This is a genomic window from Mesorhizobium abyssinicae, assembly GCF_049887195.1.
Lineage (GTDB): Bacteria > Pseudomonadota > Alphaproteobacteria > Rhizobiales > Rhizobiaceae > Mesorhizobium > Mesorhizobium abyssinicae.
Map to the genome: position 1 here is coordinate 349,633 of NZ_JARAKC010000005.1, position 23,780 is coordinate 373,412.

Sequence of the window (23,780 nt, forward strand, 5' to 3'; positions counted from 1 at the left end):
AGGACAATGAGGGGCGGCGCTACCGATCCAAGATTATGTTGCCGCCAATGCCCCGCAGGCCCGGGCAACGGCTCGATCGCGTTCAATCGCTGGCGTCGGCGCCGCCCCTCATCCGCCCTTCGGGCACCTTCTCCCCGTGGAACGGGGAGAAGGAAAAAGCGCTTCAATACTTCTCCGGCACGTAAAGCTCGCGCGGCAGCACCTGGCGCTCGTATTCGGGGTTGAAGACGCGCTCCGGCAGCGTGATCTCCTCATGCGGCACCTCCTCATAGGGAAACTGCTGCAGGAGATGGTCGATGCAGTTCAGCCGGGCGCGCTTCTTGTCGTTGCCTTCGACGATGAACCATGGCGCCTCGGGAATGTTGGTGCGGGCGAAGGTTTCTTCCTTGGCCTTGGTATACTGCTCCCAGCGCACGCGCGATTGCAGGTCCATCGGCGACAGCTTCCACTGCTTCATCGGATCATGGATGCGCATCAGGAAGCGCATCTGCTGCTCCTCGTCGGTTATCGAGAACCAGTATTTGACCAGGGTGATGCCGGAGCGCACCAGCATGCGCTCGAATTCCGGCACGTCGTGGAAGAACTCTTCGACCTGGTCCGGCCCGGCGAAGCCCATCACCCGCTCGACGCCGGAGCGGTTGTACCAGGAGCGGTCGAACAGCACGATCTCGCCGCCGGCCGGCAGATGCGGCACGTAGCGCTGGAAATACCATTGCGATTTCTCGCGCTCGGTCGGCGCCGGCAGCGCCACGACACGGCAGATGCGCGGATTGAGCCGCTGCGTGATGCGCTTGATGACGCCGCCCTTGCCGGCGGAGTCGCGGCCCTCGAAGACCACCACGACCTTCTTCTTGTGATAGGCCACCCAGGACTGCAGCTTGATCAGTTCGGACTGGAGCCGCAGCAAGTCTCGGAAATATTGCATGCGTTCGATCGAGGGCGGATGCGACTCCTTGTAGATCTTGGCGATCTCGAGCGACAGCGCCGGCTCCGATATCTCGAGCTCGTAGTCCTCGTCGAGCGTGTCGGCGAGTTCGGCTTCCAGCCAGTCCCTGGCTCCGGAATTCGGTTTCAGTTCGCTCATCGTGCTTCTCCGTTCGCCATCCTGAGCCGACTTCAATAAAGGCCGGCAATGACGGTTTTATTGCAATGCCGCTGCTCCAGATGTGATCGACCGGTCGCCGCGATGGGGCGACAAGCCGAGCAACTTGTCCTACAAATAGGCTGTCCTATTCGGGCTGCCCATTCGTGGCGCCTCTCAATGCGATTGCGAGGATCTCAAATGGAATACCGTACACTCGGCCGTTCCGGGCTGAAGGTTTCGACATTGACGCTCGGCACCATGACATTCGGCGGCGCCGGCGCCTTCGCGGCGGTCGGCAAGACCGACCTCAAGGAAGCAAGCCGGATGATCGACCTCTGCATCGATGCCGGCATCAACCTCATCGACACCGCCAATGTCTATTCGAACGGGATTTCGGAAGAGATCATCGGCGAGGCGCTCGGCGGCAAGCGCAAGGACGATGTGCTGATCGCCTCCAAGGCGCGCATGCGCATCGGCAAGGGCCCCAATGACGAGGGCCTGTCGCGCCACCACCTGATCCGCGAGTGCGAGAAGAGCCTGAAGCGGCTGAAGACCGACGTCATCGACATCTATTTCCTGCACGAATGGGATGGCGTGACGCCGCTCGAGGAAACGGTCGCCGCGCTCGACACGCTGGTGAGCCAGGGCAAGATCCGCTACGCCGGCTGCTCCAACTATTCCGGCTGGCAGGTGATGAAGGCACTCGCCATCAGCGACAGCAGCCACCAGCCGCGCTTCGTCACCCAGCAGATCCACTACACGCTGGAGGCGCGCGAGGCCGAATACGAGCTGCTGCCGATCTCGGTCGACCAGGGGCTCGGCGTGCTGGTGTGGAGCCCGCTCGCCGGCGGGCTGCTCAGCGGCAAATACGACCGCAACAGTCCGACCGCCCGCCAGATCGGCGGCTGGTCGGAACCACCGATCCGCGACGAGGACCGGCTGTGGCGGATCGTCGACGTGCTGGTCGACATCGGCAAGCCCAGGAGCGTGTCAGGCGCGCAGGTGGCGCTCGCGTGGCTGCTCGGCCGGCCGGCGGTGTCGTCGCTGGTGATCGGCGCCCGCAGCGAGGCGCAGCTCAAGGACAACATCGCCGCCGCCAGCCTGACGCTGTCCTTCGATGAGCGGGCGCGGCTCGACGCCGTCAGCCGGCCGCCGGTTCTCTACCCCTATTGGCACCAGCAGCTGACGGCCAAGGGCCGCTTCGGGCCTGCCGACCTGGTGCTCGACCGCAGCGACGTCTGATTGCCGGAAGGGTCAGCCGGTGATGAAACGCCAGACCTCGGGATCCGGTTTGACCTGGCCGCTGAGCACGAAATATTTGTAGAGGACGAGCAGCGAGATCGCCTGCTCGTCCCGCTCGTTGCGGAACTTCTGGCAATAGGCGTTGGCGGCGGCGACGATGCGTTCGGCCTCGGCCGGATGCTTTTCGAAATAGGCCACCCTGTCGGCGAGGTCGGAGAAGTCGGAGGCCAGCGGCACATAGTGGACATTGGCCCTGACCTCGCTTTCGGCGAACCAGGTCTCGTAGGTCGGCGGCGGCATCAGGCAGAGCGAGTTCGAGCTCATGATCCATTTGAGGTTGGTCGCGACATCGTTGCCCTCGAGCGAGACGATGTAGCGGTAGCGCCGCTGCTCATCGATGGTGAGATAGGGTTTTTGGTATTCGGCCTTGGCTTCCTTCTTCGGCGTCCCGACATCGCAGATCGGCAAGTCGCGCACGGCATCGAGGAACCGCGTGCGGATCGGGTTGTTGAGATCGCCGCGCCAGACCACGAGCGGACGCTTGTCGGCGAAGGGCTGCCGATCGGCCGGCAGCTGGAAGTGGCGGAACTTGTCCAGCTTCATCAGCACGGCATTGCCGTTGCCGTCCGTGATCGGCCGGTCCTTGACGATCGCCGGCATCTTTGGGACGTCGATGACATCACCGAATTCGAGATCGATGAGCAGCGCCGGATCGAAATAGCGGGCAAATTCCTTGAGGTCGTAATAATACATGCTCGGCGAAAACGGCATGCGACTGACCGGCACCGCGGCCGGGCTCGGCGCGAAGGGCCGCTCCAGCCTGTTGTAGTAGTTCACCCGCTGGCGGACCGAGCCGTCCGACCGCCGTGTCTGCTCCAGCCATCCCGCCAGCCGGCGACGGAACAGCGCCTGCGGTGCGAGGTCACGCGCGAAGTTGCGCGCGTAGTAAAACACCTTGGCGGCGGTTCGGAGAGGCGTGGCCATCGGTCCGTCGTTTCAATCAGCCTGGCGCTAGCGCGCAGATTTCTCCTACACCATTGTGCCGCCTGTCTTGCAAGCCCCGAACCGAGGGCAGGCCCATTGTACGCCTATTCTTGCTTCAGCCGTTGTGTTTGCGCTCCAATGCTCCTAGGCAGGACGTCAAGTCCCGCAGTTGAAAGGAAGCGATATGGCGCGAGCACCGAACTACGGTCAGGAACGCAAGGAGCGCGATCGCCAGAAGGCCGCCAAGAAGGCCGAGAAGCTGGCGGCCAAGGTCGCCGCCAAGGAGCGTTCGAAGCCCGCGGACAAGACGGAAGCGGAAACGGCCAAGTAACAATGCAGTCAGAAGGCCGCGTCGCTTATGCGGAGGCCTTGTCGCTGACGAAGACATTCACTTCGCGGGCGGCCGCGATGAAGGCGCGCCTCGCATTCATCGCCGGCTTGTCGCCGGCCAGAGCGTCGTGACAGGCCTGCAGCGCTTCGCGGTGTTTGGCGCTGCGCTTGCCGGGCCAGCTGTTGAGCAGATAGTCGGAAGCCTCGCGCGCGCTGCGCAAGAGCTGATTGGTTCCCGCCGTGGCCGACTTGACGGTCACGGGTATTTCAAACCGGTTGTTTTCCATCGCCGCTCTTACGCCATCGGCGCACGCGAAGCGAGAGCCAAAGCGAACTGAATCGCGATCAGGCGGCGACGACGGCGAAGCCCCGGGCGCGCAGGCCGCGCCGGTCGTCGCGCAGCGACGTCACCAGCCGGTCGCGGCTGCCGACGATATGGGTTGAAAGCAGCCGTGCCGCCTCGTCGGCATCGCCTGCCCGCACGGCGGCCAGCACAGCATGGTGCTCGGCCCAGGCACGGCCAAGTGCCGCCTCGTCGCGCACCTCGAGCCAGCGGGCGCGCGACAGCCTGGTCATCGCATCGCGGACCGCCCGGAAAAGGAAGTCGTTGCCGGAAAGCCTGGCCAGCTCGATGTGGAAATCCATGCCGACCCGGTGCCATTCCTCGCGTGGGGTGGCGGCATCGCAGGAGTCCAGCATCGCCTCGATGAGATCGATGGGGCTCTTGTCTTCCAGGGCGCAAGTAAGCCGGATAGCAGCCACCTCGACCGCCTCGCGATAGACGGCGATCTGCTCGAGCTCGGCGAGGTTGATGGGCGAGACGGTCCAGCCGCGTCCGTCGCGGCAGATCAGGCCCTCGGTCTCCAGCCGCAGCAGCGCCGCCCTGACCGGGGTGCGCGAGGCGGCGAAGCGGCTTTCGATCCAGCGCTCGGTCAGGCGCTCGCCGGGCCCGATCTCGAGGCCGAGGATCATTTCGCGAAGCTGCCGTTCGACGCTCTGCATCTGCGACATGGCGGTTCCGTTGATAACGGTCGCATTGACAGCGACAGGGTTGAGGTTCATGACGGATACCAGTTTGGTATCCCAAATTGGCATCCGCAACAATCCCCCTGACCGGGCAGGCATGACATGAGCGAGCACGGCAGCGAACACGGCGGCTACAATGTCCACTGGCGACGCAATCTCGCCGTCTGTTTTGCCGGCTCGTTCAGCACGCTCATCGCCATGACCCTGCTGTTGCCCTTCCTGCCGCTCTATGTCGAGCAGCTGGGCGCCAAGGGCCATGCGGCGATCGTGCAATGGTCGGGCATCGCCTATGGCGCCACCTTCCTTGCGGCGGCACTTGTGGCGCCGCTGTGGGGACGGCTCGGCGACCGCTACGGCCGCAAGCTGATGCTGGTGCGGGCAAGCTTCGGCATGGCCATTTGCATGTCGCTGACCGGCATGGTCGAGACCGTCTGGCAGTTGGTGCTGCTGCGTCTCCTGATCGGCTTTGCCGGCGGCTATTCGTCGGGCTCGACCATACTGGTCGCCATGCAGACGCCGAAGGAGCGTTCCGGCTGGGCGCTGGGCGTGCTGTCGGCCGGCATCACCGCAGGCTCCCTGGTCGGCCCGCTGCTGGGCGGCGCACTGCCGCCGGTGATCGGCATCCGCGCCACCTTCCTTTTGTCGGGCGGCGTCATCTTCCTCGCCTTCCTGGCGACGACTTTTCTCATCAAGGAGACCCCTCGCCCACCGGCCGCCAAAACCAAAGCTGCGTCAAAGCCGAAAAGCGGCTGGTCGCAGATCCCCGACAAGCGGCCGGTCGTAGCCATGCTGGCGACCGGCATGCTGCTTGCCTTCGCCACCATGTCGATCGAGCCGATCATCACCGTCTATGTGCAGCAGTTGATCGAGGACCAGAGCCGGGTGACGCTGGTCGCCGGCGTCGTCATGTCGGCGGCGGCGCTCGGCGCCATCCTGTCGGCCTCGTGGCTGGGCAGGCTTGCCGACCGCATCGGCCATTGGAACGTCGTGATCGCGGCACTTGGCGTTTCGGCCCTGCTGTTGATCCCGCAGGCCTTCGTCACCGAGGGCTGGCAGTTGATCGGCCTGCGCTTCCTGATGGGGCTGGCGCTGGGCGGCCTGTTGCCCTGCATCACCAGCGTCATCCGCCACAACGTTCCCGACGGCGTCGGCGGCAACGTGCTGGGCGTGTCGATTTCGGCGCAGTATGTCGGCCAGGTGGCAGGGCCGCTGCTCGGCGGCTTCGCCGGCGCCCATTTCGGCATGCGCTCGGTTTTTCTGGGCACGTCGGTGCTGATGGCCGGCGGCGCGGTCTACAACTGGATTGTCCAGTCGCGGCGGGCAAGGCATATGGTGCTGGAACCCGGCAAGCCCTGAGCGGCCTGCGTATCGCTCGCTACGACGGAGACATCCATGAGCTTGGCCGAACACCCAGCAAAAACCGGCAGCCGCATCCTCGTTCTTGCCGGCGGCCTTTGCGGCGCGGCGGGCGTGGCGCTGTCGGCCGCGGCGGCGCATCTCGGCGGCGCCTTCGTCGGCACGGCGGCGTCCTTCATGCTGATGCACGCGCCGGTCTTCCTCGCCGTCGGGCTGATCGGCGGCGGCCGCCCGTTGCGAACTGCGAGCCTGCTCCTGCTTGTCGGTCTGGTGCTGTTCTGCGGCGATCTTCTCGCCCGCGACTTCGTGGGATCGCGGCTGTTCCCGATGTCGGCGCCGATCGGCGGCACCTTGCTGATCGCCGGCTGGCTGGCGATCGCGGGATCGGCGCTGATCCAGAACCGGCCCTGAGGTCGGGAATCAGTCCTGCCGGCGCTTGCGTCTTGCCAGCCAGTCGCGGTTGCGCACCGCCGGCCTCGTCAGGCGCCGCCGTTCGGGCCGGTCGCTAGCGGGTGAGATGCCCCAGTAGTTGCGATAGATGTCCTCGAACAGATGGCTTATCGGATGCATGACTGTTCTCCCGAAAATTGAATCGATCCAATCGATCGATACAGAAAAGCGGATCGGTCAGCCGCGCTTACGATCCACAATAAAGCGCAGCTCGCGATTCCATGGACTTGCCTTGCCGCGGCGCTTTTCGCTGAGCGTGGCCGAGGCAATGCCCCAATCGTTGCGGTAGACGTCCTCGAACAGAAAGTTGACCGGATGCATGACACCCTCCTTTTCAACTGCTCCAAACCGGCCGAATTGCCGATTGGATCGATTCAAGAATACGCCGCCAGGCGATAGAGTCAAGCAATATTTGAATCGATCCAAGAACAATGATAGATGGACCGGAGATCGATCCCCGTCCATGTATTGCAGCGCTAGAGGTTCGGAGAACTGACATGGCAGCACTCGTCGAAGGCCAGGCACGACCCATCCGGCTGGCCGATATCGCCAAGGCCGCCGGGGTCTCGCACGGCACGGCCTCCAACGTCTTCAGCCGGCCGGAGATCGTGCGCGCGGAAGTGCGCGAGCGGGTAAAGGCGGTGGCGGAAGCGATGGGTTATGCCGGTCCCGACCCCAAGGGCCGGCTGCTACGCGCCGGCAAGGTCAACGCCATCGGCGTCTGCACAACCGAGCCCCTCTCCTATTTCTTCGACGATCCTTTCGCCCGTGTGATGATGGCCGGCATCTCCCAGGCATGCGACGCCACCGGCGCCGGGATCGCGTTGGTGTCGGCTCAGAATGACGAGAAGCTCGCTTGGAACATCCAGAGCGCCCTGGTCGACGGCTTCATCCTGTTCTGCATCGAGGGCGGCCCTCGCCTCGTCGAGCTGACGCGCGAACGGAGGCTTCCCTTCGTCGCGCTCGCGATCGGCTTCGATGACGACACCATCTCGATGATCGGGATCGACAACATCGCCGGCGCCAGGCTGGCGGCGCGTCATCTCGGCGAACTTGGGCATCGCCGCTTCGCCGTCCTGTCGCTGCCGTTCGTCGACGGCAGCACCGGTCTTGTGACGCCCGGGCGGCTCGGGACGGCGCTCTACACGGCAACGCGCGACCGGCTTGCCGGCTATTTCGAGGAGCTTGCCCGCTTCGGCGTCGATACCACCAGGGTGCCGGTCTACGAGACCGAAAACGAGGCGGCCACCACCAGGGCCGGCCTCGAGGCCATCTTCGCCAGCGGCAAGCCGCCCACCGCGATCCTGGCCATGTCGGACCGGATGGCCATGGTCGCGATCGACTGGCTGACGGAGCGCGGCCTGAACGTCCCGGGCGACGTCTCGGTCGTCGGCTTTGATGGCGTGCCGGATGGCCTGCTGAGCAGACCTCAGCTCACCACCATCGCCCAGCCGATCACCGAGATCGGCCGTCGGGCGGCGCGGATGATCCTCGATTTCGATGGCGCGGTGCGGCGCGAGATACTCGGCGTCGAACTCGTCATCAGGGCATCGACCGGGCCGGCGAAGGCCTGATCCTCAGCGATTGCCAGCGGCCATCGGCTGGGCGACGAACGTTGGTCGCGCCGGCGCCTCGCCGCGGACCGGCTTCCGGCCCAGTGAACCGATGCCCGACAGCCATTCGAGATAGAAGGCGAGCGCGAACTGCATGGCGATGCCGGCCGATATCAGCAGCGTGTCGTAGGCAAAGCCGCCCGGATTGATCAGCTTCAGCACCTGCGCCACCATGGCGAGAACCGTGCCGGCGATGAACACCGGCAGCGAGCGCTTGCCGAGGATGGCCAGCGGATGGTCGGTGCTGGTGCGGAACAGGTTCGAGACCGCCGGCAGCGCGACGATCAGATAGCTCACCGCCAATATGTGCAGGAGCCTGGGCAGCGACAGGAAGGTCTTGTCGAAACCGGTCAGCACCACCGGCAGGTCGAGCCAGGATATGCGGCCCCAGAGCGGGCTGTGCACCCAGACCAGCGCCGTCAGCACATAGGCGGCGGCAGCCCCGACCAGCCAACGATTGACCGGAATGGTTCCGCCGCGCCTGACATGCAGCATGGCGGCCAGGCCGATGTTGAACAGGAACTGCCAGGACAGCGGATTGAGGAACCAGAAGCCGGGCTCCGGATAGTTCGGCGGCGCGATCTGCCAGATGCCGGCGATCAGCCACAGGGCAGCCGACAGTACAAGCGCCGGCACCGGCCTGTAGCTGATCAACAGCAGGAAGACCGGCGCCAGCAAAAGCAGCACCGCATAGACGGGCAGGATGTTGTTGTAGCCGAGCTGGTGGCCGAGCGTGACGATGCCGACCAGCACCTCCGGCGTGTTTTTCATCAGCGGCTCGATGTTGATCAGCTTCAGCAGCTCCGGCCGCCGGGCGAACACCGCTGCGGCGCAGAACAGCGCCATCACCACCATGGTCGTGACGATGTGGGCGGCATAGAGCACGCCGGCGCGCCGCCACATTTTCAGCGTCGCCAGCAGCCGGCCGCCGGGCTGGAATTTGCTGCCGTAGGCGAGCGCCACCGACATGCCGGAGATCAGCACAAAGGCTTCGGCCGCGTCCGAGAAGCCGAAATTCTTGTAGGTCAGCGTCTCGAACATTGTGCCAGGCACATGGTCGATGAAGATGGTGAGCAGCGCGAGCGCTCGAAACACGTCGATACGCGTGTCGCGATCGTGGATACGCGTATCGCGATCGTGGATACGTGTGTCCCGTCCGGGCGAAACTGGCATGGTCATCGACAAAAGGCCTCAAAGCTGGTCGTTCATTCGGGCAATGCGACCCCCGGCGCACCGCTTTGATTCCTCCCGTGACCGGGAGTGTATCGGCGCAGAAACGGACTGAAGTAAGCCTGGTTCAATCAACTTTCGCGGAGCAAGAAAATAATCCGTTTTGAAGCCGGCAAATCAATGAAACAGCCATGAAATCAAAAGGATATGAGCGTGCCTGAATATACTGACGATGGCGGCGTCTTCTATGACTTGAGCTTCCTCCATCGCTTCATCAAGCCACCCGGCGCAAGCGGCGAATGCCTGTTCCTGCTGCATGGATCCGGCGTCGATGAAACCACGCTGGTACCGCTTGCGAGACAGATCGCGCCCAGGGCCGCGCTGGTCGCGGCGCGCGGTCGAATCCCGCAAGAGGACGGCTTTCGCTGGTTCGAGCGGATCACGCCGACCAGCTTCGAGCAGGCCAGCATCCGCACGGAGACGGACACCTTCGCCACCTTCGTTGCCGAGGCGACGAAGCGCCACGGGCTCGATCTCTCCCGTGCGACCTTCCTTGGCTATTCGAACGGCGCCAATCTGGTCTCGAGCCTGATGCTGCTTCATCCCGGTCTGGTCCGGCGGGCAGCACTCCTGCGGCCGATGCCGGTGCTCGACGAGACACCGCCGACGAATCTCGGCGGCACGAAGGTGCTGATGATCGCCGGCGCCGCCGACCTCACCTACGGCCCGTTCGCGCCGGCGCTGGTGACGCTGCTAAGCCAGCGCGGCGCCACGGTCGATGCTCGCATCGTTGCATCGGGACATGAGATCGGCGACCCGGACGCGGCCATCGTCAGGCAATGGCTGGCGGATCCGGCCGTGGCGTGAGTGGACTAGGACCGGAGCCCTATCCCTTCCCCATCCGGTTCCAGGCATCGAGCCCGGCGATCTTGTAGGCTTCGGCCAGGGTCGGGTAGTTGAAGGTGTTGTTGACGAAGAAGTCGACCGTGCCACCGAGATTGATCACCGCCTGGCCGATATGGATCAGTTCAGTGGCGCCCTCGCCGACGATGTGGGCGCCGAGCAGCCGGCGCGTTTCGACCGAGAACAGCAGCTTCAGGAAGCCCGAGTTGACGCCCATGATGTGGCCGCGCGAGGTTTCGCGGAAGCGCGCCACGCCGACCTCATAGGCGGCGCCGCTTTCGCGCACCTGCTCCTCCGATTGGCCGACGGTGGAGATTTCGGGCACAGCGTAGATGCCATAGGGAAAGGTTTCCGGCGGCGGCGGCAACAGCACGCCGAAAGCGTGGCAGGCGGCCACCCTGCCCTGCTCCATCGAGGTCGAGGCTAGGCTCGGGAAGCCGATGACGTCGCCGGTGGCATAGATGTTGGGCACGCTGGTCTGGAACGTGTTCGCGTCGACCTTGATGCGGCCCCTGGAGTCGGACTCGATGCCGACCACGTCGAGGCCGAGGCTGCCGAGATTGCCGCTGCGGCCGGCGGCATAAAGCACGATCTCGGAGCGGATGGTGCGGCCATCGGCAAGGGTGACCTCGGCATAATCGGGCTTTGAGGTGATCTCCTTGACCGTGCTGCCGAGGCGGATGGTCATGCCGCGATCGCGCATCTGGTGGATGAAGTCGTCGACGATCTCGCGGTCGACGAAATCGAGGATGGTGTTGCGCGGCTCGACCAGCGTCACCGGCACATCGAGGGCCGAAAAGATGGTGGCATATTCGACGCCGATGACGCCGGCGCCGATCACAGTCAGCGTGCGCGGCAGCCGGTCGAGCTCCAGCATCTCGTCGCTGTCGAAGACGCGGGTCTTGTCGAACGGCACGTCGCGCGGCCGGTGCGGCCTGGTACCGACGGCGATCAGCGCATTGGCGAAGCCGACCTCGCTATAGTCGCCATTGTCGCTCGTCAGGCTGACCTTGTTGGGGCCGAGGAATTTCGCCGTGGCGCGCGAACTCTTGACCGCGTTGCGCATGAACTGGTGCTGCAGCACCTCGACCTCGTGGTCGAGCGTCTTGTGCAGGCGCTCGATGAGGTCGCTGACCGAAATGTCCTGCTTGACCCGGTAGCCGCGTCCATAGAAGCCGCGCTCGCGCCAGCCGGAAAGGTTGAGCACCGTCTCGCGCAGTGTCTTCGACGGGATGGTGCCGGTGTGGACCGAGACGCCGCCGAGGCGCCGGCCCCTGTCGACCACCAGCACCGATTTGCCGAGCTTGGCGGACTGCACCGCGGCGCGGCGCCCCGAAGGGCCGCTGCCGATGACCAGCATGTCATAGTCCATGGTACCCCGTCCCCCAGGCGTCTTGTTGCGCCGCAGCAAGCTAACGCCATCCGCGCCGTGAATTCAACCGCTCGAGCGACCTCCGCACGTCGCACCCCGACCGACGATCTTGATTCCGCCATCGGCTTTCACCATTTCAATGGCGGATCGCCCGCACCCTATCGCGGGCCCGGTTACGAGGGCATGACATGAACGCGCGTGTACTTGACGGCGAAATCATTACCAGCAGGCTCGACGACGTCAGGGCCTATGACGGCGTGCGCACCCGGCGCATTCTTGCCTGCCTGATCGACTATCTGATCATCGGGCTGCTCACCATTCCCTTCGCCATCCTGGTCGCCGTCCTCGGGCTGCTGACGTTTGGCCTCGGCTGGATGCTGTTTTCGGTGCTCGTGCCGGCGGTCGCCGTTCTCTACATCTGGAACACGCTGGGCAGCGCCGACCAGGCGACCACCGGCATGAAGCTGATGGGCATCCGGCTCGACCGCCTTGACGGCACCGGCATCGACGGGCTGACCGCTGTCGTGCATTCGGTGCTGTTCTGGGCCGGCAACGTCATGCTGACGCCGCTGGTGCTCCTGGTGACGCTGTTTTCGGACCGCAAGCGCACGCTGCACGACCTGCTGCTTGGCACGGTGGTGAGCCGTACAGACCGCTGAAACAGCATTTTCGAGGGCGAACGCGGGCGCTTATGCGCAATTATGAAGGCCCTCAGTCAGCCACCGCTCCACAATCCTGTTGAATTTTTCGCCGGTCGGGCCAAAGGTAAGGCGATTCGTAGGAGCGTTTCCCGGAATCCATGACGCAGCACCCGACCCAGTCGCCGCAGTTCTTCCTGACCGCGCCGTCGCCGTGCCCGTATCTGGAGGGCCAGTTCGAACGCAAGGTGTTCACCCACCTTGTCGGCGACAAGGCGCCCGAGATGAATGACCTGTTGACGCAAGGCGGCTTCCGGCGTTCGCAGAACATCGCTTACCGGCCCGCCTGCGAAACCTGCCGCGCCTGTGTGTCGGTGCGTATCCTGGCGCAGGAATTCACCGCCAGCCGCAACATGAAGCGGGTGATCCAGCACAATGCCGACCTCGTCGGCGCCATGCACGACGCGCAGCCGTCGACCGAGCAATACTCGCTGTTCCGCGCCTATCTCGACGCCCGCCATCGCCGCGGCGGCATGTCGGACATGACGGTGCTCGACTACGCCATGATGGTCGAAGACACGCATGTCGACACCAAGATCATCGAATACAGGCGGCGCGGCCCCGACACCTTCATCACCGGCAAGGGCCAGGGCGAGCTGATCGCGGTGGCGCTGACCGACAAGATGGCCGACGGGCTGTCGATGGTCTATTCCTACTTCAATCCGGACTTCGAGGACCGCTCGCTCGGCACCTTCATGATCCTCGACCATATCGCCCGAGCGAGAGCCATGGGCCTGCCCCACGTCTATCTCGGCTACTGGGTCAACGGCTCGCGCAAGATGAGCTATAAAATGCGCTTCATGCCGCAGGAGCATCTCGGCCCGAAAGGCTGGGAACGCTACGAGCACGAAGCGGTCACGCGCTGACTAACCCTTTCCAAGCCGACCTTAAAACTGTTTCAAGCAGCGGGATGCTGGTCTTGCCGCCGAACGGCGAGAGAATGCGCTATCGCGTCGCCGTCCGTCCGCCTGCAAATTCCATTGCGAGAATTGCCGACATGTCCTCCCACCACGACCACCAGAAAGGCCTACTGCTCACCGCCATCGGCGGCATGACGCTGACCGTCGACATCCCGCTGATCAGGCTCGCCCATGGTGAGGCATGGACGATCCTGTTGCTGCGCACCGGCACCACTTTCCTTGCCGGACTTGTCATCTGGGCGGTCTGGCGCTCGCTAAGCGACCGGGCGCCGCAACTCGTTCCCGGGCGGGCGGGGCTTGCGGTGGCGACGCTCTACGGGCTCGGCTCGATCGCCTTCATCACCGCCGTCTACAACACCTCGACCGCCGACCTCGTCTTCATCCTCGCCTTCACCACCATGTTCTCGGCGCTGCTGTCCTGGCTGTTCCTGAAAGAACGACCACGGCCGCTGACGCTGGCGGCACTGGCGCTGATGATCGTCGGCGTCGCAATCATCGTCGGCGACTCCATCGGCAACGGATATCTGTTCGGCGATGTCATGGCCCTGTGCTCCGCGCTTTGCGTCGCCTGCGCGATCACCATCTCGCGCGCCAGCGGCAAGGACATGGGCTTCACCTCGCTCATCGGCGTGGTACTGCCCTTCAGCGTCGCCGCCGTCATGGTCTCGAAGACCGGCTTTCAGGTGGACGCGCCGTGGTGGATCATCTTCAACGGCGCGGTGATCATGCCGATCTCGTTCTTCTGCCTGGCCAACGGGCCGAAATACATCTCAGGGCCGGAAGTGGCGATGTTCTACCTATTGGAAACGGTGCTGGCGCCGGTCTGGGTCTGGATGATCTTCTCCGAGACGCCGTCGCGCAACAGCCTGATCGGCGGCGCGATCCTGATCGTGACGCTTGTCGGCCATTCGCTGTGGCAGTTGCATGAGGGGCGCAAGCGCCGCGCCACGCTGGCGGTCAGTCACCCGGTCTGAATCTTCTTCTTTTCGGCGGCGATCTCGATCTGCGGCGGGCCGTCCTTGGTCTCCGCAAGCGCCGTGGCAGCGGAATCGTCCATCAGTTCGACCTCGCGCAGCCACTCGCGCCAGATCGCGACCAAGAGTGCCATCAGCACCGGGCCGATGAACAGGCCGAGGAAGCCCATCGTCTTGACGCCGCCGATCAAGCCGAAAAAGGTCGGCAGGAAAGGCAGTTTGATCGGCCCGCCGACCAGCTTGGGGCGCAGCGTCTTGTCGACGATGAACAGCTCGACCGCGCCCCAGGCAAAAAGCGCCAGCCCCGCCATCGGCGAGCCGCTGGCGGCGAGGTAGATCGACACCAGCGTGAAGGAGAGCGGCGCGCCGCCGGGGATCAGCGCCATGATGCCGGTCAAGGCGCCGAGCGTCACCGGCGACGGCACGCCGGCCAGCCAGTAGGCGACGCCAAGCACGACCCCCTCGCCGATTGCGATGATGGTCATGCCGGTGACGGTGGACGAGATCGTCGCCGGCACCACGCGCGAGATCCGCTCCCAGCGGGTCGGCAGGATGCGCTCGCCGAGGCGGTCGACCTGCGCGGCGAAATGTTCGCCATCGCGATAAGCGAAGAACAGCGCGATCATCATGAACAGCAGCGTCAAAAGCAGGCCGAACGCGCTGCCGCCGGCGGCGAGCGCGCCGCGATAGATGCTGCCGATATTGGCGCCGCTGACCAATTGGATCAGTTCGCCGATGCCGCCCGGATGGCCGAGATTGGTCGTCCACTGCTCGTTCAGCCATTCGCCGACGATCGGCATGGTGGCGATCCAGTGCGGCGTCACCGCGCCGTGGCGGTTGGTCTCGATCGCCCAGCCGACCCATTCCCGGACCTCGTTGATGGCATAGGTGCCGGCAAGCGCGATCGGCACCACCAGGAAGGTGAGGATGAAGAGGATGGCGAAGGTGGCGGCGATGGTGCGGTTGCCGCCGACGGCGGCCAGCAGGCGGCGGTAGAGCGGCCAACTGGCGAAAGCGATGACGAGGGCGGCCAGGACCGGGAACAGGAAGCCGTGGAAGAAATAGACGCCGGCGGCGACGATCAGCACCAACAGCCAGCGCGCCGCCGACAGCGGCGGGATGACGGCGGCCCTGAGCGGCGTCGACAGGCCGAAGAGCCGCTGCCCCGGTTTCTGGATCTCGGTCTGCTTCAAGCGCGCGTTTCTCCCCTGCCCCCGGGTTTGCCTGTGCACCATCATAGTGCAGCAATCGTGACGATAGTCCAAATGATTGGGCGGAGGTCTTCCTTCTCCCCCTTGTGGGGTGAGCAGCCGGTTCGCCGAAGGCGAATTCATCGTGCCAGGTGGCACGGTGAAAGGCCAGCGAACGCCGGGACGCTGAGAAGCAGCGGGGACCCGGCCGGGGTGGATCGGCCACCACCCGGCCCTTCGCAGGCTCAGGGCGTTCGAAGCTCGAAAAGCCAAGCAATTGGCTTTTCGTCCGCTAGCGCGGACCGCTTCTCACCCCGCAAGGGAGAAGGAGAGGCGCGCGCTAGCCGAACTTCCCTGTCCTCGGGAAACCCTTCGGCACCATGCGGCCGGCGGCGGCGCGGGCGCCGATCCATTCGGCCAGTTCTTCGCGCGAGCGGATGAAGGTGCGGTCGGCCGAATCCTGCCAGCTGAGGCCGGTTTCGAGCGTGAAGGGCTTGATGTCCAGCACGCCGCCATCCTTGTACTTCTGCAGGCGCACGCCCTTGCCGCGCCCCATCTCCGGGATCTCGGCGAGCGGGAACACCAGCATCTTGCGGTTCTCGCCGACGATGGCGAGGTGGTCGCCCGAGAGCGGAATGCAGCGCTTGGCTTCATCCGGCGACTTGACGTTCATCACCTGCTTGCCCTTGCGGGTGTTGGCGACGACCTCTTCCTCCGGAACGATGAAGCCGTTGGCGTCGTAGGAAACCAGAAGCAGCTTGCGCTTGGGATCGTGGACGAAGGCGGTGACGATGTCCTGGTCGTTCTCCATGTCGACGATGATGCGGATCGGCTCGCCATGGCCGCGCCCGCCCGGCAGCCGGTCGGCGCCAATCGTGTAGAACTTGCCGCCTGTCGTGAAGACCAGGATCTTGTCGGTGGTCTGGGCGTGGAAGGCTAGCTTGAGGCTGTCGCCTTCCTTGAAGGTGAACTGCGAATGGTCGGTCAGATGACCCTTCATCGCCCGCAGCCAGCCCTTTTCGGAGACGACCACGGTGACCGGCTCGCGCTCGATCATGGCGTGCGCGATGTCGGTCAGGTCATGCTCGGGCGCGTCGGCGAACTGGGTGCGGCGCTTGCCGAGTTCGGTCTCTGGCCCGAACTTGTCGCGGATGCTGGTGACTTCCCACTTGATCGTCGCCCACTGCTTGGCGTTGGACGCCAGCAACGCCTCGATCTGCTTCTTCTCGGCGGTGAGCCCGTCGAACTCCTTGCGGATCTCGATCTCTTCCAGCTTGCGCAGGGCGCGCAGGCGCATGTTGAGGATGGCTTCGGCCTGGGTGTCGGTGAGCGACCAGCGGGCCATCATCACCTGCTTGGGCTCATCCTCCTCGCGGATGATCCTGATCACCTCGTCGATGTTGAGGTAGGCGATCAGGTAGCCGGCGAGAATCTCGAGGCGCTTTTCGATCTCGCCGAGGCGGTGCTTCGAACGGCGGATGAGGACATCGCGGCGATGCTCCAGCCACTCCTTGAGCACGCCCTTCAGCGACAGCACGTTCGGCACCTTGCCGCGCGACAGCACGTTCATGTTGAGCGGGAAGCGGCTTTCGAGCTCCGTCAGCTTGAACAGCGATTCCATCAGGATGCCGGGATCGACGGTGCGGCTCTTCGGCACCAGCACGATGCGGATATCCTCGGCACTCTCGTCGCGGATGTCTTCGAGCAACGGCAGTTTGCGCGCCATCAGGAGTTCGGCGATCTTCTCGATCAGCCGCGCCTTCTGGACACCGTAGGGGATCTCGGTGACGACGATGCTCCAGGTGCCCCTGCCCTGGTCCTCCTGGCCCCATTTCGCCCTGACGCGGAAGCCGCCGCGGCCGGTCTCATAGGCTTCGAGGATCGAGGCGCGGCTGTCGACGATGATGCCGCCGGTCGGGAAATCCGGACCCTGGACAAAGTCCATCAGCGCCGTCACCGGCGCGTCGGGATTCTCGATCAGATGAAGCGCTGCGTCGCAAAGTTCGGCGGCATTGTGCGGCGGAATCGAAGTCGCCATGCCGACGGCAATGCCGGACGAGCCATTGGCGAGCAGGTTGGGGAAGGCGCCAGGCAGCACGACCGGCTCCTCGTCCTCCTCATTGTAGGTCGGCCTATAGTCGACGGCATCCTCGGTGATGCCGGCAAGCAGTTCCGTCGCCACGTCGGTCATGCGCGCTTCGGTGTAGCGCATGGCAGCGGCGTTATCGCCGTCGATGTTGCCGAAATTGCCCTGCCCGTCGACCAGCGGGTAGCGCATCGAGAAATCCTGCGCCAGGCGGACCAGCGCGTCGTAGATCGACTGGTCGCCATGCGGATGGAACTTGCCCATCACCTCGCCGACGATGCGCGCGCATTTGGCGAAGCCCTGGTCGGGGTTGAGTCTCAGCAGCCGCATGGCATGCATGATGCGGCGATGCACGGGCTTCAGCCCGTCGCGCACATCCGGCAATGCCCGGTGCATGATGGTCGACAGCGCATAGGCGAGATAGCGCTCCTCGAGCGCCTTCTTCAGATCGACCGGTTCGATATGGTCACCGCCGCCATCTTCAGGCGGCAAAAGCCTTTTTCCCATGGGTTTGCACTAGCCGAGCGGGTGATTCGCGGCAAGCGCCGGCTGGCCCAATCCGCTTGCCTCAAGCCCAGGGGTGTGACGGATTTCACGGAATTGGCGAAGCGCGCAGGCCAATTTGCGGCCCGACTGCAACACCTGTCACCCGCATGACTGCGCCAGCCAACATCAACCTGTTACATGCCCTGTCTATGGCAGGGCGATGCCGCATGGAAACCCGATCTTCATGACAAATTCACCGCTTCAAGCGAAGAGATCGGCCCGCTATTTGCCTTTCACCGTGATTTTCGACCATTGTGCCGGGAGACGCCTTTTTCCCGTCCAGTTCGTCGCGGAATGGTGATGGCGCATAGGATCAAAAAGCAATTTCAGGACAACTCTCAGGGGACTTCGCGATGACAATCCAACGCTTAACTCTCAAGAAACTGGCTTTCTCGACCTTCCTGCTGACGCTGCCGCTCAATGCCGCCTTCGCGCAGGACACCGCCGTCGCCGATCGCCTCAAGGCGGCGCTTGCCGCCCAGGGCGTCGACATCTCCTGGACCGGGGTGAGCGGCGATGAGTCCAACATGGTGCTGCAGGGCGTGGCCGTGAAACCGGCGGGCGAAAAGGAGCCGCTGACCATCGGCGACGTCAAGCTCGAAGGCGTCAGCGAAGCCGATGGCGGCTACGACATCGAGACCGTCTCGACCGCGGCCCTCGAGCACAGCAAGGACGGCGTCACGCTGTCGCTCAGCCCGTTCGTCATCCATGACATGACGGTTCCGGCCGAGGGCGCCACCGGCCCGCTCGGCTCGCTGATGATGTACAAGTCGGCCGAGCTCTCCAACATGACGGTCAAGGTCGCCGACAAGACCGCCTTCTCGATGGACGGCCTGGCGATCGAGATCACCCCGCCGGAGGACGGCAAGGCGATGGAATTTTCCGGCACGACCGAAAAGTTCAATGCCGACCTGACCCTGGTCGACGACCCCAAGTCCAAGGAAGCCATCGAAGCGCTCGGCTACCAGAACATTTCGGGCAATATCGACATCGCCGGCACCTGGCAGCCGGCGGACGGCAAGATGGAACTGTCGAAATACGACATCGCTGTCGACAATGCCGGCAAGCTCGGCATGACCTTCGGCCTCGGCGGCTATACGCTCGACTTCATCAAGTCGCTGCAGGAGATGCAGAAGAAGATGGCCGCGCAGCCCGAGGGCGCCGACAATTCGGCGCAAGGCATGGCCATGCTCGGCCTGCTGCAGCAGCTTTCGTTCAACAGCGCCTCGATCCGCTTCGACGACGATTCGTTGACCAACAAGGTGCTGGAATATGTCGGCAAGCAGCAGGGCATGTCGGGCAAGGACATCGCCAACCAGGCCAAGGCGATCGTGCCGTTCGGCATGGCGCAGCTCAACAATCCGGAGCTGACGGCCGAGGTGACGACGGCGGTCGGCAAATATCTCGACGACCCGAAGAGCCTGGAGATTTCGGCCGAGCCGCCGGCCGCTGTTCCGTTCGCGCTGATCATGGCCGGTGCGATGTCGAACCCGCTCGACCTGCCGAAGACGCTCGGCGTCAAGGTCAAGGCCAACGAGGACTGATCGTACTAGCTGCCTTCTCCCCGCTCTACGGGGAGAAGGTGCCGGCAGGCGGATGAGGGGCAGCGCCGACGCCTGCAAATATGAAATTCAATTTCTGACCCGATTGCCTGTCAGAAGGCTTCAGCTGCTAAGACCGCTCGCAAATCGCCGACGTCCGCGCTGCCCCTCATTGTCCTGCCGGACATTTCTCCCCGTATAGAGACGGGGAGAAAGAGCAGCTGCGACGCTACCGTCAGTCCTTCTTGGCCACTGCCACGCGCAGCGACAGTTCGCGCAGCTGCTGCGGGGTTGCTTCGGAGGGCGCGTTCATCAGCAAGTCGTAGGCCTGCTGGTTCATCGGGAACATGGTGACCTCACGCAGGTTCTTGGCGCCGACCAGCAGCATGACGATGCGGTCGATGCCGGCCGCCATGCCGCCATGCGGCGGCGCGCCATACTGGAAGGCGCGGTAGAGGCCGCCGAAGCGCTCCTCGACGGTGGCGCGGTCGAGCCCGACCGTTTCGAACGCCTTGACCATGGTCTCCGGCAGGTGATTGCGGATGCCGCCGGAGGCGATCTCGAAGCCGTTGCAGACCATGTCGTACTGGAACGCCTTGATGCCGAGCAGATCCTCGCCGCCCAGCGCCTCGATACCGCCCTGCGGCATTGAGAACGGGTTGTGGGCGAAGTCGATCTTCTTTTCTTCCTCGTTCCACTCGAAGAACGGGAAGTCGACGATCCAGCAGAGCTCGAAACGGTCGCGGTCGACGAGGTTCAGTTCCTCGCCGGCGCGGGTGCGCGCGGCACCGGCAAAGGAGACGAACTTCTTCGGGTCGCCGGCGACGAAGAAGGCGGCGTCGCCATCGGCGAGGCCAAGCTGCTGGCGCACCGCTTCGGTGCGCTCCTCGCCAATGTTCTTGGCGATCGGACCGGCGCCTTCGAGCTTGTCGCCCTCCTTGCGCCAGAAGATGTAGCCGAGGCCCGGCTGGCCCTCGCCCTGCGCCCAGGAATTCATGCGGTCGCAGAAGGCGCGGCTGCCGCCGGTCTTGGCGGGAATGGCCCAGACTTCGGCCTTCGGATCGTTGGCCAGGATGTTGGCGAACACCTTGAAGCCGGAGTCGCGGAAATGGTCCGACACCGCCTGCATCTCGATCGGGTTGCGCAGGTCCGGCTTGTCCGAGCCGTAGGTGCGCATCGCCTCGTCATAGGGGATGCGGCGGAATTTCTGCGTCACCGGCTTGCCGGCGGCGAAAGTCTCGAACACATCACGAAGTACCGGCTCCATCGTCGACAGCACGTCGTCCTGCTCGACGAAGCTCATTTCGAGGTCGAGCTGGTAGAATTCGCCGGGCAGACGGTCGGCGCGCGGGTCCTCGTCGCGGAAGCAGGGCGCGATCTGGAAATAGCGGTCGAAGCCGGAGACCATGATCAGCTGCTTGTACTGCTGCGGCGCCTGCGGCAGCGCGTAGAAGCTGCCGGGATGGATGCGCGACGGCACCAGGAAGTCGCGCGCGCCTTCGGGCGACGAGGCGGTCAGGATCGGCGTCGAGAATTCAGTGAAGCCTACCTCGCCCATGCGCTTGCGCATCTCGGCGATGATCTTGGTGCGCGCCACGATGTTCCTGTGCAGCGTCTCGCGACGCAGGTCGAGGAAGCGGTATTTCAGGCGGATGTCCTCGGGATAGTCAGGCTCGCCGAACACCGGCAGCGGCAGTTCCTTGGCCGCCGACAGCACCTCGATCTCGCGCGCGAAAATCTCGATCTCGCCGGTCGGCAGATTGGCGTTCGTGGTCTCCGGCAGGCGAGCCTTGACCTCGCCATCGACGCGGATCACCCACTCGCCACGCACCGTCTCGGCAATCTTGAAGGCCGGCGAATCCGGATCGGCGACGATCTGGGTCAGGCCGTAATGGTCGCGCAGGTCGATGAACAGCAGGCCGCCATGGTCGCGCACGCGATGCACCCAGCCCGACAGGCGGACGGAGGCGCCGACGTCGCTCTTTCTCAATTGGGCACAGGTATGGCTGCGGTAACGATGCATTGTCATGGTGAAGTCCGGATGCTGATTGCGGACCGACGGCCCGGCTCGAAAATTGGCGCGAAAAGCGCATGGGAGGCCGGTTTTGTCAAGGCAAGCGGTCACACAGGCGCGCCGCCTTGGCTTGTCACGCAAAGTGGATTTCGGCGCCCTGGCGTTCGAAATCAGCAAGGATCGCGGCGGGCGCCGACTTTTCGACCACAAGGTGGCGGATCGCTTCGGCCCTGGCGACGCGGTAGGGCGCGGCGGTGGCCAGCTTGTCGTTGGTGACGGCGACGACGATGCCGGCGCTGTTCCTGGCCATGGCCCGCTTCACCTCGGCCTCCGCCGAATCGAAAGCCGTCACGCCACGCGCGGCGTCGAGACCGCAGGAGCCGAGGAAACACAGATCGGCGCCAAGCTGAGCGATGGCGGCCAGCGTGTCGGCGCCGACGCAGGTTCCGAGCTCGCGAACGAACCTGCCGCCAAGCACGATCAACTCGACCTGCGGATGATCGGACAACGCCGAGGCAACGCCGAGCGAATTGGTGGCGACGGTCAGGTCGAGCTCGCGCGGAATGGCCCTGGCGATCGCCGCATTGGTGGTGCCGCCGTCGATGAACAGGCTCTGCCCAGCGGAAAGCAGCCTCACCGCCGCGCTCGCCAGCCGCATCTTCTCCTCGACCGCATGGCCGCTGCGCTGGCTGACTGTTGCCGCGGCCAAAGGTGCCGAGGCGACGGCGCCGCCGTAGACGCGGCGGCACTCGCCCGCTTTCGCCAGCTCCCTGAGGTCGCGCCGGACCGTGTCCTCGGAGACGCCGAAGTGGCTCGCCAGCTCTCCGGCCAACACTCTCCCCTCGACCGCGAGACGGTCGCGGATGATCTGGTGCCGTTGATCCGTCAGCATTGCATGACCCTGATTTCGTTATGCACGTTCTTGCATGTTTTGCACGTTTATGCAAGAAGTGACTCTTGTCGGACCGCCGGCAAACCCAGCCGTCTGCTCCCTTCAAGGAAAACACCGCGATGCGTTTTGGCCTCAACCTTGCCCCTCAACACCGCGTCTATGCCGGGTTCGCGATCTATTCCTTCGCCATGGGCAACATCTTTCCGCGGCTTCCCGACATCAAGCGCGCCATGGACATCGAGGACGGCACGCTCGGGCTGAGCCTGATCGGCACGCCGATCGGCACCTTGATCGCGCTGACGCTGGCGGCGCCATTGCTGGAGCGCGTCGGCTTCCGCCGCGCGCTGCTCGGCCTGGTGCCGCTCATTGCGACAGCCTACGCCCTCGCTGTACACGCGCCGGGGCCGCTTGCACTGTTCCTGATGCTGCTTCCGGTCGGCTTGATGATCGGCAGCGTCGAGATCGTCCTCAATGTCGAGGCAGACAGGACCGAGTTCCTGCTCGGACGCCGGATCATGAACCGGGCGCACTCGTTCTGGAGCATCGGCTTCTTCGGCGCCGGGCTGTTCGGAGGAGCGCTCGCGCATCTCGGACTGTCGCCGCAACTCCACCTCGCCCTCGTCGTGCCGATGGTGGGCCTGTCGATGATGCTCTTTCTCGGCGGCTACGAGCCGGCGCCTGCCCGCCACGCCGGCAGCGGCGATGCCGCGCCCATGTTCGCGCGGCCGACACTGCCGATCCTGGTCCTGGTCGCGGTGACGCTGTCGGCGATGCTGCTGGAAGGCGCCAGCATCGACTGGTCGGCGATCTACATGCGCACCGTGTTCGACACCGGCCCCTTCGTCGCCGGCTTCACCGTGGCGCTGTTCGCGTTCTCGCAAGCGACCACGCGCTTCTTCGCCGACAGTTTCGTCGATCGCCACTCGCCGAGCGGCGTGGCGCGCGTGCTGCTGGCGACAATGGCGGCGGGCGTGCTTTTGGTCTTCCTGTCGCCGGCACCGTTTTTCTCATTGCTGGGCTTTGCGCTTCTGGGCATCGGCACCAGCGCCATCTTCCCGCTGGCGATCTCGGCCGCCGCGCAGCGCACGGACCGCTCCGCGGCAATAAATGTCGCGGCGCTGTCGCAGATCTCCTTCGTCGCCTTCCTGCTCGGCCCGCCGCTGCTCGGCTTCGTCTCCGACCATTGGGGCATCCGCTCGGCCTTCGGCATCGGCATCCCGTTCATCGCGCTGAGCCTGCTGACCGCCGGTTCGCTCGGACGCCGGCCGTCCAAGCCCGCCGCGCCGGCGAGCGAAGCGGCCGATCCGGCGCGGGCGAGAGTGTTGGCGCCGGCGGGCAAGGCCTGAGCGTCGCTCCCAATACGGCCCGTAAGCAAGCCGCCATTGGCCC

At 64.7% G+C, this 23,780-nt stretch carries 23 protein-coding genes; 11 read left to right on the plus strand and 12 right to left on the minus strand.

Translation table 11 applies throughout. The annotated features are described in order from the left end of the window. Positions 1-163 precede the first annotated feature (163 nt). Entirely contained in the window at positions 164-1,084 is a 921-nt protein-coding gene (ppk2, locus tag PU724_RS14675; protein WP_127284229.1) for a polyphosphate kinase 2, read from the minus strand. Between the two features lie 198 nt (positions 1,085-1,282). Here ppk2 and PU724_RS14680 point away from each other — a divergent pair, with 198 nt between their 5' ends. Then, positions 1,283-2,326: an aldo/keto reductase gene (locus PU724_RS14680; RefSeq protein ID WP_354421349.1), complete on the plus strand. Its 1,044-nt coding sequence runs from the start codon at positions 1,283-1,285 to the stop codon at positions 2,324-2,326. A 12-nt stretch (positions 2,327-2,338) separates the two neighbouring features. On the opposite strand, the gene PU724_RS14685 is transcribed toward PU724_RS14680, so the two are convergent. Beyond that, positions 2,339-3,310 carry a glycosyl transferase family 90 gene (locus PU724_RS14685; RefSeq protein ID WP_354421347.1) on the minus strand — a complete coding sequence of 324 codons (972 nt, stop codon included), beginning with the start codon at positions 3,308-3,310 and terminating at the stop codon, positions 2,339-2,341. A 184-nt stretch (positions 3,311-3,494) separates the two neighbouring features. Between PU724_RS14685 and PU724_RS14690 the strand changes: the two genes are divergently transcribed. Continuing rightward, the gene (locus PU724_RS14690; protein WP_127284226.1) at positions 3,495-3,641 is read left to right on the plus strand and encodes a hypothetical protein; all 147 of its coding nucleotides are present in this window, start codon (positions 3,495-3,497) and stop codon (positions 3,639-3,641) included. 25 nt (positions 3,642-3,666) lie between these two features. Here the strand turns inward: PU724_RS14690 and PU724_RS14695 are convergent, their stop codons facing one another. Both PU724_RS14695 and PU724_RS14700 read right to left on the minus strand, forming a co-directional pair. After that, positions 3,667-3,927 carry a DUF982 domain-containing protein gene (locus tag PU724_RS14695; RefSeq protein WP_127284225.1) on the minus strand — a complete coding sequence of 87 codons (261 nt, stop codon included), beginning with the start codon at positions 3,925-3,927 and terminating at the stop codon, positions 3,667-3,669. Between the two features lie 58 nt (positions 3,928-3,985). Then, entirely contained in the window at positions 3,986-4,651 is a 666-nt protein-coding gene (locus PU724_RS14700) for a GntR family transcriptional regulator (RefSeq protein ID WP_354421879.1), read from the minus strand. 117 nt (positions 4,652-4,768) lie between these two features. Between PU724_RS14700 and PU724_RS14705 the strand changes: the two genes are divergently transcribed. Together PU724_RS14705 and PU724_RS14710 are read left to right on the plus strand one after the other, a co-directional pair. Further along, positions 4,769-6,022 carry a multidrug efflux MFS transporter gene (locus tag PU724_RS14705; RefSeq protein ID WP_354421345.1) on the plus strand — a complete coding sequence of 418 codons (1,254 nt, stop codon included), beginning with the start codon at positions 4,769-4,771 and terminating at the stop codon, positions 6,020-6,022. A 36-nt stretch (positions 6,023-6,058) separates the two neighbouring features. Continuing rightward, entirely contained in the window at positions 6,059-6,433 is a 375-nt protein-coding gene (locus PU724_RS14710) for a DUF423 domain-containing protein (protein WP_354421344.1), read from the plus strand. A gap of 9 nt (positions 6,434-6,442) precedes the next feature. Here the strand turns inward: PU724_RS14710 and PU724_RS14715 are convergent, their stop codons facing one another. Both PU724_RS14715 and PU724_RS14720 read right to left on the minus strand, forming a co-directional pair. Further along, the gene (locus PU724_RS14715) at positions 6,443-6,592 is read right to left on the minus strand and encodes a hypothetical protein (RefSeq protein WP_187331415.1); all 150 of its coding nucleotides are present in this window, start codon (positions 6,590-6,592) and stop codon (positions 6,443-6,445) included. Between the two features lie 57 nt (positions 6,593-6,649). Beyond that, positions 6,650-6,793, minus strand: coding sequence for a hypothetical protein (locus PU724_RS14720; RefSeq protein ID WP_354421342.1), 144 nt, complete (start codon positions 6,791-6,793; stop codon positions 6,650-6,652). Positions 6,794-6,969: 176 nt separating this feature from the next. Between PU724_RS14720 and PU724_RS14725 the strand changes: the two genes are divergently transcribed. Continuing rightward, the gene (locus PU724_RS14725; RefSeq protein WP_354421340.1) at positions 6,970-8,046 is read left to right on the plus strand and encodes a LacI family DNA-binding transcriptional regulator; all 1,077 of its coding nucleotides are present in this window, start codon (positions 6,970-6,972) and stop codon (positions 8,044-8,046) included. Between the two features lie 3 nt (positions 8,047-8,049). On the opposite strand, the gene PU724_RS14730 is transcribed toward PU724_RS14725, so the two are convergent. Then, positions 8,050-9,264 carry an OpgC family protein gene (locus PU724_RS14730; RefSeq protein WP_354421338.1) on the minus strand — a complete coding sequence of 405 codons (1,215 nt, stop codon included), beginning with the start codon at positions 9,262-9,264 and terminating at the stop codon, positions 8,050-8,052. Between the two features lie 204 nt (positions 9,265-9,468). Between PU724_RS14730 and PU724_RS14735 the strand changes: the two genes are divergently transcribed. Further along, a complete protein-coding gene (locus PU724_RS14735; RefSeq protein WP_426213272.1) occupies positions 9,469-10,122 on the plus strand; it encodes an alpha/beta hydrolase in 654 nt (217 codons plus the stop codon). A gap of 19 nt (positions 10,123-10,141) precedes the next feature. Here PU724_RS14735 and sthA read toward each other — a convergent pair whose 3' ends face one another. Further along, positions 10,142-11,530, minus strand: a complete 1,389-nt coding sequence (gene sthA / locus PU724_RS14740) for a Si-specific NAD(P)(+) transhydrogenase (RefSeq protein WP_354421334.1) — start codon at positions 11,528-11,530, stop codon at positions 10,142-10,144. 188 nt (positions 11,531-11,718) lie between these two features. On the opposite strand from sthA, the gene PU724_RS14745 reads away from it, so the two are divergent. The 3 genes from PU724_RS14745 to PU724_RS14755 all read left to right on the plus strand — a co-directional run bounded on the left by PU724_RS14745 (position 11,719) and on the right by PU724_RS14755 (position 14,122). Further along, on the plus strand, positions 11,719-12,189 hold the full coding sequence (locus PU724_RS14745; protein ID WP_354421333.1) for an RDD family protein: 471 nt from the start codon (positions 11,719-11,721) through the stop codon (positions 12,187-12,189). Positions 12,190-12,329: 140 nt separating this feature from the next. Next, positions 12,330-13,094, plus strand: a complete 765-nt coding sequence (locus PU724_RS14750) for an arginyltransferase (protein ID WP_127284216.1) — start codon at positions 12,330-12,332, stop codon at positions 13,092-13,094. A gap of 131 nt (positions 13,095-13,225) precedes the next feature. Then, the gene (locus PU724_RS14755) at positions 13,226-14,122 is read left to right on the plus strand and encodes a DMT family transporter (protein WP_128275940.1); all 897 of its coding nucleotides are present in this window, start codon (positions 13,226-13,228) and stop codon (positions 14,120-14,122) included. Here the strand turns inward: PU724_RS14755 and PU724_RS14760 are convergent. Then, positions 14,110-15,315, minus strand: coding sequence for an AI-2E family transporter (locus tag PU724_RS14760; protein ID WP_127284214.1), 1,206 nt, complete (start codon positions 15,313-15,315; stop codon positions 14,110-14,112). The two genes, PU724_RS14755 and PU724_RS14760, sit on opposite strands and share 13 nt — an antisense overlap. Positions 15,316-15,652: 337 nt before the next feature. Continuing rightward, positions 15,653-17,905 carry a DNA topoisomerase IV subunit A gene (gene parC, locus PU724_RS14765; RefSeq protein WP_354421330.1) on the minus strand — a complete coding sequence of 751 codons (2,253 nt, stop codon included), beginning with the start codon at positions 17,903-17,905 and terminating at the stop codon, positions 15,653-15,655. A 392-nt stretch (positions 17,906-18,297) separates the two neighbouring features. Here parC and PU724_RS14770 point away from each other — a divergent pair, with 392 nt between their 5' ends. After that, on the plus strand, positions 18,298-19,488 hold the full coding sequence (locus tag PU724_RS14770; protein ID WP_354421329.1) for a hypothetical protein: 1,191 nt from the start codon (positions 18,298-18,300) through the stop codon (positions 19,486-19,488). A gap of 232 nt (positions 19,489-19,720) precedes the next feature. On the opposite strand, the gene aspS is transcribed toward PU724_RS14770, so the two are convergent. Next, positions 19,721-21,508 carry an aspartate--tRNA ligase gene (gene aspS, locus PU724_RS14775; protein WP_292174020.1) on the minus strand — a complete coding sequence of 596 codons (1,788 nt, stop codon included), beginning with the start codon at positions 21,506-21,508 and terminating at the stop codon, positions 19,721-19,723. 124 nt (positions 21,509-21,632) lie between these two features. Further along, on the minus strand, positions 21,633-22,391 hold the full coding sequence (locus PU724_RS14780; protein ID WP_127286460.1) for a DeoR/GlpR family DNA-binding transcription regulator: 759 nt from the start codon (positions 22,389-22,391) through the stop codon (positions 21,633-21,635). 119 nt (positions 22,392-22,510) lie between these two features. Here PU724_RS14780 and PU724_RS14785 point away from each other — a divergent pair, with 119 nt between their 5' ends. Beyond that, positions 22,511-23,737: an MFS transporter gene (locus tag PU724_RS14785; protein WP_354421327.1), complete on the plus strand. Its 1,227-nt coding sequence runs from the start codon at positions 22,511-22,513 to the stop codon at positions 23,735-23,737. Positions 23,738-23,780 lie beyond the last annotated feature (43 nt).

Bases quoted from the DNA above. Each gene is read 5' to 3' on its own strand.
- PU724_RS14725 (WP_354421340.1), top strand. From the start codon at position 6,970: ATGGCAGCACTCGTCGAAGGCCAGGCACGACCCATCCGGCTGGCCGAT.
- PU724_RS14730 (WP_354421338.1), bottom strand. From the start codon at position 9,264: ATGACCATGCCAGTTTCGCCCGGACGGGACACACGTATCCACGATCGC.
- aspS (WP_292174020.1), bottom strand. From the start codon at position 21,508: ATGCATCGTTACCGCAGCCATACCTGTGCCCAATTGAGAAAGAGCGAC.
- PU724_RS14700 (WP_354421879.1), bottom strand. From the start codon at position 4,651: ATGTCGCAGATGCAGAGCGTCGAACGGCAGCTTCGCGAAATGATCCTC.
- PU724_RS14720 (WP_354421342.1), bottom strand. From the start codon at position 6,793: ATGCATCCGGTCAACTTTCTGTTCGAGGACGTCTACCGCAACGATTGG.
- sthA (WP_354421334.1), bottom strand. From the start codon at position 11,530: ATGGACTATGACATGCTGGTCATCGGCAGCGGCCCTTCGGGGCGCCGC.
- PU724_RS14705 (WP_354421345.1), top strand. From the start codon at position 4,769: ATGAGCGAGCACGGCAGCGAACACGGCGGCTACAATGTCCACTGGCGA.
- PU724_RS14715 (WP_187331415.1), bottom strand. From the start codon at position 6,592: ATGCATCCGATAAGCCATCTGTTCGAGGACATCTATCGCAACTACTGG.
- PU724_RS14755 (WP_128275940.1), top strand. From the start codon at position 13,226: ATGTCCTCCCACCACGACCACCAGAAAGGCCTACTGCTCACCGCCATC.
- PU724_RS14745 (WP_354421333.1), top strand. From the start codon at position 11,719: ATGAACGCGCGTGTACTTGACGGCGAAATCATTACCAGCAGGCTCGAC.
- PU724_RS14690 (WP_127284226.1), top strand. From the start codon at position 3,495: ATGGCGCGAGCACCGAACTACGGTCAGGAACGCAAGGAGCGCGATCGC.
- ppk2 (WP_127284229.1), bottom strand. From the start codon at position 1,084: ATGAGCGAACTGAAACCGAATTCCGGAGCCAGGGACTGGCTGGAAGCC.
- PU724_RS14770 (WP_354421329.1), top strand. From the start codon at position 18,298: ATGACAATCCAACGCTTAACTCTCAAGAAACTGGCTTTCTCGACCTTC.
- PU724_RS14685 (WP_354421347.1), bottom strand. From the start codon at position 3,310: ATGGCCACGCCTCTCCGAACCGCCGCCAAGGTGTTTTACTACGCGCGC.
- parC (WP_354421330.1), bottom strand. From the start codon at position 17,905: ATGGGAAAAAGGCTTTTGCCGCCTGAAGATGGCGGCGGTGACCATATC.
- PU724_RS14785 (WP_354421327.1), top strand. From the start codon at position 22,511: ATGCGTTTTGGCCTCAACCTTGCCCCTCAACACCGCGTCTATGCCGGG.
- PU724_RS14710 (WP_354421344.1), top strand. From the start codon at position 6,059: ATGAGCTTGGCCGAACACCCAGCAAAAACCGGCAGCCGCATCCTCGTT.
- PU724_RS14780 (WP_127286460.1), bottom strand. From the start codon at position 22,391: ATGCTGACGGATCAACGGCACCAGATCATCCGCGACCGTCTCGCGGTC.
- PU724_RS14680 (WP_354421349.1), top strand. From the start codon at position 1,283: ATGGAATACCGTACACTCGGCCGTTCCGGGCTGAAGGTTTCGACATTG.
- PU724_RS14695 (WP_127284225.1), bottom strand. From the start codon at position 3,927: ATGGAAAACAACCGGTTTGAAATACCCGTGACCGTCAAGTCGGCCACG.
- PU724_RS14750 (WP_127284216.1), top strand. From the start codon at position 12,330: ATGACGCAGCACCCGACCCAGTCGCCGCAGTTCTTCCTGACCGCGCCG.